Raw genomic sequence first — 16,604 nt, forward strand, 5'->3', positions numbered from 1 at the left:
CCATGGCAAAAGAGATATTATTGGTTGCTGAAGCCGTTTCCAATGAGAAAGCGGTTCCAAAAGAAAAGATTTTTGAAGCTCTAGAGTTCGCATTAGCGACAGCGACAAAGAAAAAGCATGATGGTGAAATTGATGTACGTGTTGCAATTGACCGCAAAACTGGCGATTACGATACATTCCGTCGCTGGCAAATAGCTGAAGTATTAGAAGATGGTTCTTTAGAGAATCCATACAGCGAAATCACGTTAGAAGCTGCTCAAGTTGAAGAACCAGACTTGAAAATGGGCGACTACGTAGAAGAGCAGATTGAATCAATTAAATTTGACCGCATAACAACACAAATGGCTAAGCAAGTAATCGTACAAAAAGTACGTGAAGCAGAGCGTGCCTTAGTGGTTGAAGCGTACAAAGATCAGCAAGGCGAGCTAGTAACGGGTGTTGTTAAAAAAGCAACGCGTGATGCAATCGTACTTGATTTAGGTAATAACGCAGAAGCGGTTATTTACCGTGACGACATGCTGCCACGTGAAAACTTCCGCCCAGGCGATCGTATTCGTGGTCTTCTATATGAAGTTAAACCAGAAGCACGTGGTGCACAGTTATTTGTAACCCGTTCTAAACCAGAAATGCTGATGGAATTATTCCGCATTGAGGTGCCAGAAATTGGCGAAGAGATGATTGAATTACGTGCCGCAGCTCGTGATCCAGGTTCACGCGCTAAAATCGCAGTTAAGTCTAATGATAAGCGTATAGACCCTGTAGGTGCGTGTGTTGGTATGCGTGGCGCACGTGTTCAAGCGGTATCGTCAGAACTTGGCGGTGAGCGTGTTGATATCGTACTTTACGATGACAACCCAGCACAGTTTGTTATTAACGCAATGGCACCAGCAGAAGTGGCTTCAATCGTAATGGATGAAGACACTCACTCAATGGATATTGCTGTTGAAGCTGATAACTTAGCACAAGCTATTGGTCGTAATGGTCAAAACGTACGTTTAGCAAGCCAGTTAACTGGCTGGGAATTAAACGTAATGACCGTTGATGAAATGCGCGCTAAGAACGAAGCTGAGTCAGATAAGTTAATTAACTTATTTACTGAAAACTTAGATATTGATGACGAGTTTGCGTCATTACTTATCAACGAAGGTTTCTCAACACTTGAAGAAGTTGCGTATGTACCTGCTTCTGAGTTTTTAGAAATCGACGGCTTAGATGAAGAAACAGTGGACGTATTACGTTCACGTGCAAAAGATGCATTAACAACGAAAGCCCTTAAAACGGAAGAAAGCTTAGAAGGCGCTGAGCCTGCTGAAGACTTACTTGCGCTTGAAGGCTTAGAGCGTCATTTAGCATTTGTTATGGCAAGCAAGGGTGTAGTAACACTTGAAGACTTAGCTGAGCAAGGCATTGATGAGCTTGTAGATATTACAGAGCTATCTGCAGAGAAAGCGGGCGAGCTAATTATGGCTGCACGTAATATTTGTTGGTTTGCAGACGAGTAATTTATTAACGGAGGTATTAGAGACTATGGCAGAAGTAAATGTTGAAAAACTAGCCGGTGATATAGGTACAACTGTTGATAAATTGCTACAGCAGTTTTCACAAGCCGGTATTACTAAACAAGCAGGCGATAATGTAACAGAAGCTGAAAAAGCGACGTTACTTGATCACCTAAGCAAGCAACATGGCGGTACTGGATCTGAAGGTCCAGCGCGCATGACATTGCAACGTAAGAGCAAAAGCACATTAAGTGTGACTGGCTCTACGGGTAAAGCAAAGGCTGTGCAAGTTGAAGTTCGCAAAACCCGCACTTACGTGAAAAAAAGTGCTGTTGAGCAAGAGCAAGAACAGCAACGTCTAGCCGCTGAAGAAAAAGCGCGTCTTGAAGAGCAGCAAAAAGCTGAACAAGAAGCCGCAGAATTGAAAGCGAAACAAGAGGCAGAACGTAAAGCGAAAGAAGACGCTGATCGTAAAGCCAAAGAAGAAGCTAAACGCAAAGCAGATGCTGAGCGTAAAGCGAAACAACAGCAGATGACCCCTGAGCAAAGTGCTAAGTCTGAGAAAGATCGCATCGAAGCTGAGCGTCTGCAAAAAGAAGCAGAAGAGGCCGCATTGAAGAAAGCTGAAGAAGAAGCGAAACGTCAAGCAGAAGAGGCAAGAAAGCTAGCTGAAGAGAATTCAGCACGCTGGAAGAAAGAAGAAGAAGAACGTAAGAAACGCGAAGAAACCGCGGATCACCACCTTACGACTTCAACTTACGCACGTGAAGCAGAAGATGTAGCAGATGCTCGCGAAGAGCAAGGCTCACGCCGTGCGAAGAAAAAGAAAAAAGCGCCAGCAAAAGATAAATTTGCAGCGTCTAAAGGTAAAAAAGGTAAGCTAAAAGCGCCAGCGTCATTACAGCACGGTTTCCAAAAACCAACGGCTGATGTTAAAAACGAAGTGCGTATTAGTGAAACAATTACAGTTGCTGAGCTTGCGTCACGCATGGCTGTTAAAGGCGCTGAAGTTGTAAAAACAATGATGAAAATGGGTGACATGGTTACGATTAACCAAGTTATTGACCAAGAAACTGCGCAACTTGTTGCAGAAGAAATGGGCCATAAAGTTATCATCGTTAAAGAAAACGAATTAGAGCAAACAGTACTTAACGACCGCCACGAAGATGGTAAGTCTGAGCCTCGTGCTCCAGTAGTAACTGTTATGGGTCACGTTGACCACGGTAAAACGTCAACGCTTGATTACATTCGTTCAGCTAAAGTTGCTTCAGGCGAAGCCGGTGGTATTACGCAGCACATTGGTGCATACCACGTTGAAACTAACGGCAACATGATCACTTTCCTAGATACTCCGGGTCACGCCGCATTTACATCTATGCGTGCTCGTGGTGCAAAAGCGACTGATATCGTAATCCTAGTAGTTGCAGCCGATGATGGTGTAATGCCACAAACTAAAGAAGCGGTACAGCATGCTCGCGCAGCTGGCGTTCCTTTAATCATTGCTGTTAACAAAATGGATAAAGAAGGCGCAGATCCAGACCGTGTTAAAAACGAGCTAGCTCAGCTAGACGTTATCCCAGAAGATTGGGGCGGTGATACGCAATACGTTCACATCTCAGCTAAAACAGGTCTTGGTATTGATGACCTTTTAGAAGCAGTATTAATGCAATCTGAGCTGTTAGAACTAAATGCACCTAGCGAAGGTATGGCTGCAGGTGTTGTTATTGAATCACGTCTTGATAAAGGCCGTGGTCCAGTAGCGTCTATCCTTGTTCAATCAGGTACGCTTAACCAAGGTGACATTGTATTATGTGGTCTTGAGTATGGCCGTGTTCGTGCAATGCGTGATGAAAACGGTAAAGACATTAAATCTGCGGGTCCTTCTATTCCTGTTGAGATTTTAGGTCTTTCTGGTATTCCAGCTGCAGGTGATGAAGCGACAGTAGTTAAAGACGAGCGTAAAGCACGTGAAGTTGCACTTTACCGTCAAGGTAAATTCCGCGATGTTAAATTAGCGCGTCAGCAAAAAGCGAAGCTTGAAAACATGTTTACTAACATGACTGAAGGCGACGTGTCTGAAGTTAACGTGGTACTTAAAGCAGACGTTCAAGGTTCAATTGAAGCAATTTCAGACTCACTAACTAAACTTTCTACTGATGAAGTAAAAGTGAAGATTGTTGGTTCTGGTGTTGGTGGTATCACTGAAACAGATGCAACTCTTGCTGCAGCGTCTAACGCAATCGTAGTTGGCTTTAACGTTCGTGCCGATGCATCAGCGCGTAAAGTGATTGACTCTGAAAACTTAGACCTTCGTTACTACAGCGTAATTTACGCACTTATCGAAGAAGTTAAGCAAGCCATGTCTGGTATGCTTGCTCCTGAGTTTAAACAAGAGATCATTGGTCTTGCTGAAGTACGTGATGTATTTAAGTCTCCAAAAATTGGCGCAATTGCTGGTTGTATGGTTACTGAAGGTACTATCAAACGTAGCGCACCAATTCGTGTACTTCGTGATAACGTGGTTATTTACGAAGGTGAACTTGAGTCATTACGTCGCTTTAAAGATGACGTACAAGACGTTCGTAACGGCATGGAATGTGGTATCGGCGTTAAGAACTACAATGACGTTCGCGTTGGTGACCAAATCGAAGTATTTGAAACAGTTGAAGTACAACGTAGTCTTTAATTGTTGTTAGGTGTTGTTGGACATTCAAGGTCGTACCTCGATAGCCCAACATAACCTATGCTAAGATTTTAAATGGGGGCTCAGCCCCCATTTGTGTATCCATTATTTAGTTAACTTATTATTGTTTTTCAATAAGTTATAATTTTAGGAAAGTGAAATGAGAGAATTTTCTCGCACTGATCGTGTTGCTCAGCAAATTCAAAAAGAAATTGCTGTGATTCTACAACGCGAAATTAAAGATCCGCGCTTAGGCATGGTGACAGTGTCTGCGGTAGAAGTATCACGCGATTTATCTTATGCCAAAGTTTTTATCACGGTGTTTAACACTGAAGACGAAAATGCAGCAAAACAGAGTGCAAAAGTACTGAACGAAGCAACGGGCTATATCCGTTCGTTACTAGGTAAACGTATTCGCGCACGTATTATGCCAGAGCTTAAATTTGTGGTTGACAACTCATTAATGGAAGGGATGCGCATCTCTAACTTAGTGGACTCTATCATTCGTGAAGATAATGCTAAGCATGTTGATGATGAAACAGATAGCGAAGAAGGCACTAAAGACTAATGGCAAGACGCAGTAAAGGCCGTCCAGTTGATGGTATTTTGTTGTTAAACAAACCAGAAGGCATTTCATCAAACAAGGCATTACAGCAGGCTAAAGGTATTTATTTTGCGCAAAAAGCGGGGCACACAGGTGCGCTTGATCCGCTTGCGACCGGCATGCTGCCAATTTGTTTTGGTGAAGCGACTAAGTTTACCCAGTTTTTACTCGATACAGATAAAACCTATGTTGTTCGAGCTAAGCTAGGTGAACGTACTACCACATCAGACTCTGATGGCGAAGTGGTCGAAACTCGCGATGTGAATGTTACTTCCCAATTACTAAGCGAAGAGATTGCTAAGTTTTTAGGTGAGTCAGACCAATATCCATCAATGTATTCAGCGCTTAAATATGAAGGTAAACCTTTATATAAATATGCGCGTGAAGGCATAGAAGTTCCTCGCAAATGTCGAAAAATTAACGTATTTAGCTTAACGCTTGATGAGTTTGATGAGCAAGCTAACGAAATACAAATGACCGCACATGTATCTAAAGGTACGTATATTCGTACTATCGTTGATGATTTAGGTGAAAACTTAGGCTGCGGCGCGCATGTGATTATGCTGCATCGTAGTGCTGTAGGGCATTACCCTGCAGATAAAATGGTCACACTTGAGCAGTTAGAAACGTTATTAAATCAAGCGAAAGAACAAGACGTTGCGCCTTCCACTTACCTTGACGAACTATTATTGCCAATGGATACCGCGTTAGTTGATTTACCCGTTGTGGAAATTACTAAAGAGCAGGGAATGGCATTTAGCCATGGTCAAGCTGTGGTGTTGGGTAAAGCCCTGCCTGAAGGTGCAATTAAAGTCCTGGCTGACGGAATATTTATTGGTACGGGCGAACGTAATCCTGATGGCCATTTAAAATCAAAGCGTGGCTTGTCTAATCAACAACCAGAGTAAAGTTTAACTTGTAGTTATGCTGATAATTGGTAGAATACGCCCGCTTAATCGTTTTGGCTGAATTAGTGATCGGCTAAAGCACCTATTAAATTTAACTTTTGGAGTTATTATGTCACTAAGCAATCAAGAAAAAATCGATATCATTGCTAAATTCGCACGCGCTGAAGGCGACACTGGTTCACCTGAAGTACAAGTAGCATTACTTACTTTTGATATCAACAAGCTTCAAGGTCACTTTGCTGATCACAAGCATGACTTCCACTCACGTCGTGGTCTGCTTCGTAAAGTAAGCACTCGCCGTAAACTGCTTGATTACCTTAAAGGTAAAGATATCTCGCGTTACACTGCGTTAATCAAAGAGCTTGGCCTACGTCGCTAAGAACTTGATTATCAAAAGGGGAGCTTTTTAGCTCCTTTTTTTGTGTCTAAACTTCCCCATACCCACTATCCACATCGATTAATCCCCTTGAAATATCAGCTAAAAGCCACATTGTAAGTAACAGCAAAGTACATAATTTAGCAACGCGTTTATCTCTGGACTAAGCTCGCAATTTTACCTGACTTTGTTATATACTATGGCGCGTAGATAAGAAGGTTTATTTACGGTTATTTACATCATTGCCAATTGTAGTACTTAATTGATTTCCAACTGAATACAATTATGTACTGTAATTGGTACTTTGATGAAAACTTAATTAATACTAAAAATACATTTAAGGAATATTTTAAGTGCAAGCAATTATAAAAGAATTTCAACTAGGTCAACACACAGTGACGCTAGAAACAGGTGCTATCGCTCGTCAAGCTGACGGCGCAGTACTAGCAAGCATTGGCGATACGTCAGTACTAGTAACGGTTGTTGGTAAGCGTGAAGCTCAACCAGGTCAAGATTTCTTCCCACTAACAGTTAACTACCAAGAGCGTATGTACGCTGCTGGTCGTATCCCAGGTGGTTTCCTTAAGCGTGAAGGTCGTCCTAACGATGGCGAAACACTTATTGCACGTCTTATTGACCGTCCAATTCGTCCACTTTTCCCAAATGGTTTCGTAAACGAAGTACAAGTTATCGCGACTGTTGTTTCTGTAAACCCTGAAATCCAACCTGATATGGTTGCGATGATTGGTACATCAGCAGCACTTGCTATCTCTGGTATCCCGTTCAGCGGTCCAATTGGTGCATCACGTGTTGGTTACATTAACGGTGAATACGTACTTAACCCGACACTAAAAGAGCTTGAAGAGAGCCAACTTGACTTAGTTGTTGCTGGTACTGATAACGCAGTACTTATGGTTGAATCAGAAGCAGACGTACTTGCTGAAGACGTAATGCTAGGCGCGGTTGTATACGGCCATGAGCAATCACAGTCTATCATCAATGCAATTAACGAATTTAAAGCAGAAGCAGGCAAGCCTACTTGGGATTGGACTGCACCTGAGAAAAACGTTGCATTAGAAGAGAAAGTAGCAACTCTTGCTGCTGATAAAGTAGGCGAAGCTTACCGTATTACTGATAAAGTAGCGCGTAAAGAAGCATTAACTGCTGCAAAAGATGCGGTTGTTGAAGCACTAACAAGCGAACTTGCTGAAGGCGAAACGCTTGATAAGCAAGAAGTAGGTAAAGTATTCGGTTCACTTGAGAAGAAAATCGTTCGTGGCCGTATCGCTGCTGGCGAAAAACGTATCGATGGTCGTGAACCAGATATGATCCGTGCTCTAGATGTAATGACGGGCGTACTTCCACGTACTCACGGCTCTGCAATCTTCACACGTGGTGAAACGCAAGCATTAGTAACAGCAACACTTGGTACAGAACGTGATTCACAGTTAATCGACGATTTAACTGGCACGCACAAAAACCACTTTATGCTTAACTACAACTTCCCTCCGTTCTGTGTAGGTGAAACTGGTTTTGTTGGTTCTCCTAAGCGTCGTGAAATCGGCCACGGTAACCTAGCTAAGCGTGGTATCCAAGCTGTAATGCCAACATTGACTGACTTCCCATATTCAATCCGTGTTGTATCTGAAATTACTGAATCAAATGGTTCATCTTCAATGGCATCGGTTTGTGGTACGTCTTTAGCGCTTATGAACGCAGGTGTTCCAATTAAAGCCTCAGTTGCGGGTATCGCAATGGGCTTAGTTAAAGAAGAAGAAAACTTTGTTGTTCTTTCAGATATCTTAGGTGATGAAGATCACTTAGGTGACATGGACTTTAAAGTAGCTGGTACAACTAACGGTATCACTGCACTGCAAATGGATATCAAAATTGAAGGTATTACTCAAGAAATCATGCAAATCGCGCTTAAACAGGCGAAAGCTGCACGTTTACACATTCTAAATGTAATGGACGAAGCGATTTCTGCACCTTCTGAAGAGTTATCTATGTTTGCTCCGCGTATTTACACGATGCAAATCCCACAGAAGAAAATCGCAGAAGTTATCGGTAAAGGTGGCGCAACTATCCGTCAGCTTACTGAAGAAACGGGTACTACGATTGAAATCGGTGATGATGGCACAATCAAGATTGCTGCTACAGACGGTGAAAGTGCAGCAAATGCAATTAGCCGTATTGAGCAATTAACTGCTGAGCTTGAAGTAGGTACTATCTACGAAGGTAAAGTGGTACGTATCGTTGATTTCGGTGCGTTTGTAAACATTCTTCCTGGTAAAGATGGCCTAGTGCATATCTCACAAATCAGCACTGAGCGTGTTAACAACGTTGCTGATCACCTTAGCGAAGGTCAAGAAGTTAAAGTTAAAGTACTAGAAGTAGACCGTCAAGGCCGTGTACGTCTAAGTATTAAAGAAGCAATGGAATCAGCATCACCTGCAGCTGACGAGTCTAAAGACGCGTAATTGCTAAACTTTCATCCAGATAATTACTGGATAGTATAAAAAGGGGCTGTTTAGCCCCTTTTTTTATGCTTTAATGTTAGCAATTAATTGTGTTCATCATACTTATACCAACCTGCTTGGATATGGGACTTATTTTAACGATAAGAAAATTGCTCTATAACTAGGCAAAATTTTTGATATCTAGTTGTTCTAAATAAAAGAAATTTAACAACGTTATAGGGGTATTTAATTCGTTAAATTGTTCAAATATTTATGCCGGTTGATATTAATAACACATAACAGGAATGAACCTTACAAGACAGCTTATGTCTTATCTATTTGCTACTTACCTCGGTATTAAGGATTTTAATGAGACTTAAACATTTAGCCTTGGCATCTTTTGCTATTTTGTCTTTAAGCGCTTGTCAGGCTACTACTAAACCCGCTGCTATTATTAATGTGCCATTTACTGCACCGCTTGCATCAGATTTTAGAAATGAAATTGCCATTGCACGTTTTTCAGAGCTATTAAACAGAGCAGACTTGAGTACAGAACAACAAGCAAAGCTCTATTATGACCGTGGAGTACTGTTTGATAGCTTAGGCATGACGACTTTATCGCGAATTGATTTTAACCGAGCGGTTAAACTTAAGCCTGATTTGGCTGAAGTCTATAACTTTTTGGGTATTCAGCATACCTTGATGCAGCAATACGAAAAAGCATACGAGTATTTTGATTCAGCCATAGAGTTAGACCAAGAACATGAATATGCGTATTTAAATCGTGGTATTGCTTTGTACTATGGTGATAGAGCCACGCTTGCAAAGGATGACTTTAAAATATTCTTGGAGCGCTCTCCTAACGACCCTTATCGTGTATTGTGGCTTTATTTAGCTCAAGCAGCACAAGATAAAACCGCGGCAATCGCTGCGTTAAAAGCCAATGCGGCGGCCCTTGATGAAAATGAATGGGCGTATCAGCTTATTGCTTTGTATGTGGGTGATTTGAGTGAAAAAGCATTTTTTTCAGGCATAGCCGATGGTGTAAGTTCACAACAAGAATACGCTCAGCGTTTATGTGAAGCTTATTTTTACTTAGCGAAACAGCACCAAGCCGCAGGTGAGCTCTCAATTGCCACAGATTACTTTAAATTGGCGCTAGCAACGAACGTACATGAATTTATAGAATATAAGTATGCGCGTTTAGAGCTTGAGTTGATGGCCAGTGAAAGCGCTGGCTAATTATTTAAAACTAAGTGCTTTATTACTGTGCGCTAGCGTTATTAGTGGCTCGAGTAATAAACAAAATAGCATTGGCTTTTGGCAAGTATTACATGCCAAGGCCAATGTGATTGACAGTTATTGGCAATTCCCTCGTTACTTTGCAAACCACATATTACAATTACCCACCACAGCCTTAGCAACCTTAGCTCGCAATAAAATAGCGGATGCTCAATATGGCTATGGGTTGTCATTATTAAGCAATAATCAAACTGAAACGGCTAAACTATTTTGGCAAGCAAGTTTGGATAAAATTACACGAGCACAGCAAAAAAAACTCGCCGACTCGTTATTTTCGCAACAGCGTTGGCAGGATTTAGCGCTACTAAAAAATCAAAATAAGCTTCCTAAAGGCGATATCTTTTATCACCTGCAATTACAGCAACAAGCACCCATAGAAACATTGAGTGCATCATTCATGGATAAGTTAGGGTTTTTACTTGCAAGCGAGCAAGTTGAGATACAAAAGCAGTGTACATTTAATGTATTAATGTTGAGCGATCACCGTGATGGTTTATACAGGCTCAATCAATTTCGTAACGCGTACTTTCAAAACCCAGAGCCGAGTCTCAATACCTTTTGTTTTTCAAAACCAGTTTATGTGGGTAATGCAATTAGCTGCAATAGTACTGAATCCTCCCGTGCTGTGTGCAATTGGCAACAATCATCGCTTAAAAAGCGGCTTCCCACTGGGTTCGATTTTGCTGTTATGATGCCTAAGCAAGGTACTGCCAGTGTAAAAAATGGTTTAATGCATATTAATTCACAGGCTAGCTACGCGGTTTTTTTGCATGAATTAATGCACTTTAATGGCTTTGAAGATGAGTACGCTTTACCAGAAAAAAAGCAAGCGTGGTTATGTCAGCTTGATGGGTTTGTTGCTCCTAACTTATTTATTGCAAAAAAATCAGATGCTCCCAAAGGGTGGCACAAAAGCCAAAGTTGCCAACAAGGTGGCACTGCTTATAAGCCCAGTGCACAGTGGTCAATTATGCAATATCAACAGTTAGGGCTATCAGCGCAATACCGTGTTTTGTGGCAGACCCATATAGCACTCAATGCTGATTTATTTGTACGATTTTAGTGGTTATAGACTCTGCCGTAAACTGTTTAAAAGCTAAGCTTGTTTTACTTCAGTTCATGAATTTATAGGCATTTTTGTTTGATTATTATCCCGCTAGCGGCGCTTTCTATAGACAAAAACTGCGTTTATCAGTATAACTGTACGTATTAATGTTGTTAAAAAACAGACATAAAACGTATACCCAAGTCACTTTGGTATTTAATAATAACAAGTAGCGAATTGATAAACTTTATGATTCAAAAAGGCCCTTCATTATGACTTTGCTCTGGATACCCCTGTTATCCTTATTAGGCAGTGTTATTTCTGCATGCACCGGCAAACTTTCTCGAAATCAGGCAACGAGCCTAACGGCTATTGCGCCATTAGCCGCGCTTGCAATTACACTTTATCATGCGCCTGCGGTTCTCGCGGGAGAAACCATTCGTTTTAGCGCACAGTGGATACCTGCTTTAGGGCTGGATATTTCCTTACGCTTAGATGGCTTGAGTTTACTGTTTTTATTTATGATTTTAGGAATAGGGTTGCTGGTTATTTTGTATGCCCGTTATTACCTAAGTCAAAATGATTCGCTGCCAAAGCTATTTAGCTACTTAATGTTATTTATGACCGCCATGCTGGGCATTGTTATGTCAAACAATGTGATTCAGTTATGGGTATTTTGGGAGCTAACCAGTATTAGCTCGTTCTTGCTGATCAGTTACTGGTGGCACAAATCAGAGGCGCGCAAGGGGGCGCGCATGGCATTAGCAGTAACCGGCGCAGGTGGTTTAGCCTTGCTGGGTGGTTTAATGTTGTTAGGCGATATTGTTGGAAGTTACGACTTAGACACCATTTTAGCTAGCAAAGCGATTATTCAATCTCACGACTTATATGAATTAGCACTGGTATTAGTTTTACTGGGTGCTTTTACTAAATCTGCACAATTTCCGTTTCATTTTTGGTTACCGCACGCTATGGCTGCACCTACGCCGGTAAGTGCGTATTTACACTCTGCCACCATGGTAAAAGCAGGTATCTTTTTACTTGCGCGTTTTTATCCCGCATTAGCGGGTACCGATACTTGGTTTTTATTAGTCGGTTTGACCGGTTTAACCACGTTATTATTTGGCGCTTATATCGCGTTATTCAAGCATGATTTAAAAGGGTTGTTAGCCTATTCAACGATTAGTCATTTGGGTTTAATTACATTATTACTAGGCCTGGATACACAGCTTGCAACCGTTGCCGCTATTTTTCATATTATTAACCACGCGACGTTTAAAGCGTCGTTATTTATGGCAACCGGTATTATTGACCATGAAACCGGTACCCGTGATATGCGCAAACTCAATGGTATGTGGCGCTACTTACCGTATACAGCCACCCTGGCGATGGTGGCTGCTGCCGCTATGGCCGGTGTACCGTTGTTAAATGGTTTCTTATCAAAAGAAATGTTCTTTGCTGAGACACTGCATCAGCAAGTGCTTGGCTCTATGTCGTGGCTAATTCCGGTGCTGGCAACTGTAGCGGGTGCGTTGTCGGTGGCGTACTCATCACGCTTTATTCATGACGTGTTCTTTAATGGTGAGCCAATTGATTTACCACGTACCCCTCATGAAGCGCCGCGTTATATGCGTGTGCCTATAGAAATCTTAGTGGTACTGTGTATTTTAGTAGGTATTTTTCCACACTTTGTCGTTGACGGTATTTTATCAGCCGCGTCACTGGCTGTACTTGGTCAAGCTATGCCCGAGTACAAGTTGACTATTTGGCATGGTTTTAATTTACCTCTACTTATGAGTGGTATGGCGGTAATTGGTGGTTTATTTATTTACGTTAATCGAAAGTACTTGTTCCAGTTCCAAGCGTCGTTACCTCCTTTTAACGCTAAAAAAATCTTCGAGCGTTTTTTAGCGGTAGTGGTCAATTGGTGTCAAAACAAAATCCAATCAACAGAAAATGGCTCATTACAACGTTATGTATTTATAATGTTAGGCGTTGTATTACTTGCCTCTGGTTGGCCATTATTTGAAATGAAGCAGCTAGCTGGTAGCGTGCCTAATACCCCGGTTGATATTCAAAACGCAATTGGTGCAGGACTACTCATAATAGGTGCAATTGCTACCGTTATTTGGCATCGAATTCGAATGGTGTCGTTATTAATGCTGTCGATTGTGGGACTAATGGTGTCGGTGGCGTTTACCCGTTTTTCAGCGCCTGACTTGGCCTTAACGCAACTTACTGTAGAAGTAGCCACTATTATACTATTAATGTTGGCACTGTTTTTCTTACCTCAAAGCACGCCAAGAGAGTCAAGCTCATTGCGTATTTTACGTGATGTGGTTATCTCCTCTACCGTGGGGATCATTATTGCCAGTATTTGTTACGCCTTACTGACTCGTCCGCTTGATTCAATTTCTGAGTTCTTTATTGCTAACGCCAAAACAGGCGGTGGTGGTACTAATGTAGTTAACGTTATTTTGGTTGATTTTAGGGGCTTTGATACTTTAGGTGAAATTACCGTACTAGGTATTGCCGCACTGGGCATATTTAAACTGTTATCAAGAATTCCACTTTATATGCCAGCGAGCGATAGTGAAGGGCGTCCATGGTCTAAAGATCGCCATCCTATTTTATTGGCTTGTATTTCTCAAAGCTTACTGCCATTAGCGCTATTAGTGTCTGCTTATATTTTCCTACGCGGTCATAACTTACCTGGAGGAGGCTTTATAGCAGGCCTCGTAACTTCTATTGCCTTTATTTTACAATATATGGCGCATGGTACTGCGTGGATAAATGAACGCTTTGATGTTAACTATCGAAAAATTATTGCATCAGGTATTGCTATTGCCATGTTTACAGGTGTGGGAAGTTGGTTCTTTGACAAGCCATTTTTAACTACCTGGTTTGATTACTTTGATATTCCGTTTGTTGGTAAAACAGAGCTTGCCAGCGCCATTGTATTTGACTTGGGCGTGTACTTAACTGTTGTTGGCGCTACGCTGATGATCCTTGCGAGCTTAGGTAATATGACCGCGAACGCAGAGAAAGAAGAGGTAAATATTTAATGGAACTGTTATACGCATCTTGCGTTGGCGTGTTAGTCACCTGTGGCGTGTTTTTATTGCTAAGAGCGCGTACATTCCCAGTGGTACTGGGGCTGACAATGATTTCTTACGCGGTTAATTTGTTTTTATTCTCATCAGGGCGCTTAACAATTAATAAAGCCGTGGTACTAGGGACTGGCGCTGATTACGCTGACCCGCTACCACAAGCCTTAGTGTTAACAGCCATTGTAATTGGCTTTGCGATGACTGCGTTTGTGGTTATTTTATCTATTCGTGGCCGAGCAGATTTAGGCAACGACCATGTTGATGGCACCCTAACTAAAAATAAACGCAAGGAGAGAAAATGATTCAGCATTTAGCATCTTTGCCTATTTTACTGCCAATGTTAGCGGCAATTATTTTGTTGCTTCCACCGTGTGGCAAAAGCTTATTTGCACGCCGATTTATGTCTAGTTTAATGGCTATTCTAACCTTTGCAGTCACAGTATTACTGCTAATTCAGGTTAAAGATAACGGTATTATTGTTTATGCAATAGGTAACTGGTCTGCGCCGTTTGGTATTGTACTGGTTGCAGATATGCTCTCGACCTTGTTAGTCACTTTAACCGCCTTTTTGGGGGTTGGCGTGGCTTTATATGGCTGTGCTGGTGATGATGAACAAGGTAGCTTTTTTCACCCTTTAATCCATTTTTTAATATTAGGGGTAAATGGTGCATTTTTAACAGGGGATTTATTTAACGTCTTCGTATTTTTTGAAGTGTTATTAATTGCCTCTTATGCGCTGTTAATGCACGGTGGCGGTAAACCCAAAACGCGCGCTGCTCTGCATTACGTTATTTTAAATTTAGTTGGTTCAAGCGTATTCTTAATTGGTTTAGGTATTTTATACGGAGTATTAGGCACCTTAAATATTGCTGATATGGCCAATAAAGTACCGCAGCTAAGTGGTGACGACGTTTATTTAGCAAAAGCGGGCGGGTTATTATTACTCGTTGTATTTGCACTTAAAAGTGCGTTATTACCATTGCATTTATGGTTACCAAACGCCTACTCAAGTGCCACACCTGTGGTTGCTGCATTATTCGCGATTATGACTAAAGTTGGTGTTTATGCGACCTTACGTGTTTACACGGTTATTTTTGGTGAACAAGCTGGCGAACTTGAGCATATGGCGCAGTCTTGGTTATGGGCGCTGGCTATTGCCACCATAGTGATTGGCGCAATAGGGGTGTTAGCCGCACAAGATTTACGTAAGCTTACCGCTAATTTAGTACTGGTTTCTGTAGGGACGTTGGTGGCATTAGTCGCACTCCAAAACATAAATGCCACCGCTGCATTGCTTTACTATTTAGTGCATTCAACGTTAGTGACTGCGGCGCTATTTTTACTTGCTGATTTAATTGCAACACAACGAGGTAAAGCTGGTGATCGATTAGTCGGCGGGCGTGCAGTAAAGCAACCATTTTTATTAGGTGCGTGTTTTATTATTGCCGGTTTAACCGTTATTGGTATGCCACCTTTTTCGGGCTTTGTTGGCAAAATTTGGATTTTAAAAACGACCTTAAATAGCGAGCAAGCACTGGTATTTTGGCCTGTTTACTTAATTATGAGCTTAGCGCTAATTGTGGCTATATCACGTGCAGGTACTAGTTTGTTTTGGGAGCGTAAAGACAAAACAGGTGATGCTAGCGATGTTGCCAATGCCCACCCGCTACAAGTGACCGTGTTAGTTGGTTTATTGGCAAGTTCAATACTACTGGTTATTTTTGGTGACGTGGCAACACAGTACGCCCTCGAGGCGGCAACACAGCTTCACGACATTAGTGGTGGTATTAATGCGGTACTTAAGGGAGGTATGTAATGCGCTTACAAGCTCGTTTTGGTTGGTTACCTACGCCGTTTCGTAGTCTATTTTTATTTATAGTATGGCTCTTGTTAAATAACAGTGTGTCGGTAGGGCATATTATATTAGGGGCGCTACTCGCGTTGCTAATACCGTTATTTAGTATGTCGTTTAGAGACCCGCAACCGCTGATATTAAAGCCGGGGCTAGCACTTAAGCAATTACTAATCGTACTTTACGATATTATAGTGGCTAACTTGCAAGTGGCATTATTAATTCTGGGCCCTTCAAAAAATCTGCGTCCAGGCTTTGTTAAAGTGCCTATAGATTTAATGCATGAAATGCCAATTACTATTTTAGCAAGCTGCGTGTCTTTAACGCCGGGTACGGTAAGTGCCGAGGTTTACCCGCTGATTAAATCGCTTAATGAAGACGATGAACCGGTACAGCGTTATTTATTAATTCACGTGTTAGATTTAGATGATGAGCAAGCGCTTATTAAACAAATAAAAGCACGTTACGAAGCTCCCCTAAAGGAGATATTTCAATGTTAGATACAGTATTACTGATTGTTTTTTCAATGGTTGGATTGTCGTTATTACTTAATCTATGGCGACTTATTATTGGCCCATCAGTACCGGATCGTATTTTAGCGCTCGATACTATGTACATTAACGTGATTGCCTTGATTATTTTATATAGCATTAGTATGGGCACGGGGCTGTACTTTGAAGCAGCCTTACTTATTGCCATGCTTGGGTTTATAAGTACGGTAGCTGTATGTAAGTATTTACTTCGTGGCGACATAATTGAGTAAGGT

13 protein-coding genes are annotated in these 16,604 nt (G+C 41.6%); all 13 read left to right on the forward strand.

Annotated elements, in window-relative coordinates:
- The first annotated feature begins 2 nt into the window (after positions 1-2).
- Entirely contained in the window at positions 3-1,502 is a 1,500-nt protein-coding gene (gene nusA, locus AN392_RS02630; protein WP_010391392.1) for a transcription termination factor NusA, read from the forward strand.
- 25 nt (positions 1,503-1,527) lie between these two features.
- Complete coding sequence (infB, locus tag AN392_RS02635; RefSeq protein WP_054202155.1) at positions 1,528-4,185, forward strand: translation initiation factor IF-2; 2,658 nt, start codon at positions 1,528-1,530, stop codon at positions 4,183-4,185.
- A gap of 157 nt (positions 4,186-4,342) precedes the next feature.
- Positions 4,343-4,750, forward strand: coding sequence for a 30S ribosome-binding factor RbfA (gene rbfA, locus AN392_RS02640; RefSeq protein ID WP_008467148.1), 408 nt, complete (start codon positions 4,343-4,345; stop codon positions 4,748-4,750).
- On the forward strand, positions 4,750-5,694 hold the full coding sequence (truB, locus tag AN392_RS02645) for a tRNA pseudouridine(55) synthase TruB (protein WP_008114547.1): 945 nt from the start codon (positions 4,750-4,752) through the stop codon (positions 5,692-5,694). Before rbfA ends, truB begins: the two co-directional genes overlap by 1 nt.
- 109 nt (positions 5,695-5,803) lie before the next feature.
- Positions 5,804-6,073: a 30S ribosomal protein S15 gene (rpsO, locus tag AN392_RS02650; protein ID WP_006793376.1), complete on the forward strand. Its 270-nt coding sequence runs from the start codon at positions 5,804-5,806 to the stop codon at positions 6,071-6,073.
- 350 nt (positions 6,074-6,423) lie between these two features.
- Entirely contained in the window at positions 6,424-8,550 is a 2,127-nt protein-coding gene (gene pnp / locus AN392_RS02655) for a polyribonucleotide nucleotidyltransferase (protein ID WP_010391396.1), read from the forward strand.
- Positions 8,551-8,898: 348 nt separating this feature from the next.
- Positions 8,899-9,771, forward strand: a complete 873-nt coding sequence (gene nlpI / locus AN392_RS02660) for a lipoprotein NlpI (RefSeq protein WP_055011747.1) — start codon at positions 8,899-8,901, stop codon at positions 9,769-9,771.
- Entirely contained in the window at positions 9,755-10,894 is a 1,140-nt protein-coding gene (locus AN392_RS02665) for a hypothetical protein (protein WP_055011748.1), read from the forward strand. The genes nlpI and AN392_RS02665 overlap by 17 nt, the downstream gene beginning before the upstream one ends.
- 254 nt (positions 10,895-11,148) lie before the next feature.
- The gene (locus tag AN392_RS02670) at positions 11,149-13,941 is read left to right on the forward strand and encodes a monovalent cation/H+ antiporter subunit A (protein WP_010391400.1); all 2,793 of its coding nucleotides are present in this window, start codon (positions 11,149-11,151) and stop codon (positions 13,939-13,941) included.
- A complete protein-coding gene (locus tag AN392_RS02675; protein ID WP_054202160.1) occupies positions 13,941-14,288 on the forward strand; it encodes a Na+/H+ antiporter subunit C in 348 nt (115 codons plus the stop codon). The genes AN392_RS02670 and AN392_RS02675 overlap by 1 nt, the downstream gene beginning before the upstream one ends.
- Complete coding sequence (locus tag AN392_RS02680; protein ID WP_055011749.1) at positions 14,285-15,802, forward strand: monovalent cation/H+ antiporter subunit D; 1,518 nt, start codon at positions 14,285-14,287, stop codon at positions 15,800-15,802. The genes AN392_RS02675 and AN392_RS02680 overlap by 4 nt, the downstream gene beginning before the upstream one ends.
- On the forward strand, positions 15,802-16,338 hold the full coding sequence (locus AN392_RS02685; protein ID WP_054202162.1) for a Na+/H+ antiporter subunit E: 537 nt from the start codon (positions 15,802-15,804) through the stop codon (positions 16,336-16,338). Before AN392_RS02680 ends, AN392_RS02685 begins: the two co-directional genes overlap by 1 nt.
- On the forward strand, positions 16,332-16,601 hold the full coding sequence (locus AN392_RS02690) for a K+/H+ antiporter subunit F (RefSeq protein WP_008114565.1): 270 nt from the start codon (positions 16,332-16,334) through the stop codon (positions 16,599-16,601). Before AN392_RS02685 ends, AN392_RS02690 begins: the two co-directional genes overlap by 7 nt.
- Positions 16,602-16,604 lie beyond the last annotated feature (3 nt).

Source organism: Pseudoalteromonas sp. P1-16-1b (genome assembly GCF_001401785.1).
Taxonomy (GTDB): Bacteria; Pseudomonadota; Gammaproteobacteria; order Enterobacterales; family Alteromonadaceae; genus Pseudoalteromonas; species Pseudoalteromonas undina.

Coding starts and splice junctions, on each gene's coding strand:
- nusA (WP_010391392.1), top strand. CDS start 3: ATGGCAAAAGAGATATTATTGGTTGCTGAAGCCGTTTCCAATGAGAAA.
- infB (WP_054202155.1), top strand. CDS start 1,528: ATGGCAGAAGTAAATGTTGAAAAACTAGCCGGTGATATAGGTACAACT.
- rbfA (WP_008467148.1), top strand. CDS start 4,343: ATGAGAGAATTTTCTCGCACTGATCGTGTTGCTCAGCAAATTCAAAAA.
- truB (WP_008114547.1), top strand. CDS start 4,750: ATGGCAAGACGCAGTAAAGGCCGTCCAGTTGATGGTATTTTGTTGTTA.
- rpsO (WP_006793376.1), top strand. CDS start 5,804: ATGTCACTAAGCAATCAAGAAAAAATCGATATCATTGCTAAATTCGCA.
- nlpI (WP_055011747.1), top strand. CDS start 8,899: ATGAGACTTAAACATTTAGCCTTGGCATCTTTTGCTATTTTGTCTTTA.
- AN392_RS02670 (WP_010391400.1), top strand. CDS start 11,149: ATGACTTTGCTCTGGATACCCCTGTTATCCTTATTAGGCAGTGTTATT.
- AN392_RS02675 (WP_054202160.1), top strand. CDS start 13,941: ATGGAACTGTTATACGCATCTTGCGTTGGCGTGTTAGTCACCTGTGGC.
- AN392_RS02680 (WP_055011749.1), top strand. CDS start 14,285: ATGATTCAGCATTTAGCATCTTTGCCTATTTTACTGCCAATGTTAGCG.
- AN392_RS02685 (WP_054202162.1), top strand. CDS start 15,802: ATGCGCTTACAAGCTCGTTTTGGTTGGTTACCTACGCCGTTTCGTAGT.
- AN392_RS02690 (WP_008114565.1), top strand. CDS start 16,332: ATGTTAGATACAGTATTACTGATTGTTTTTTCAATGGTTGGATTGTCG.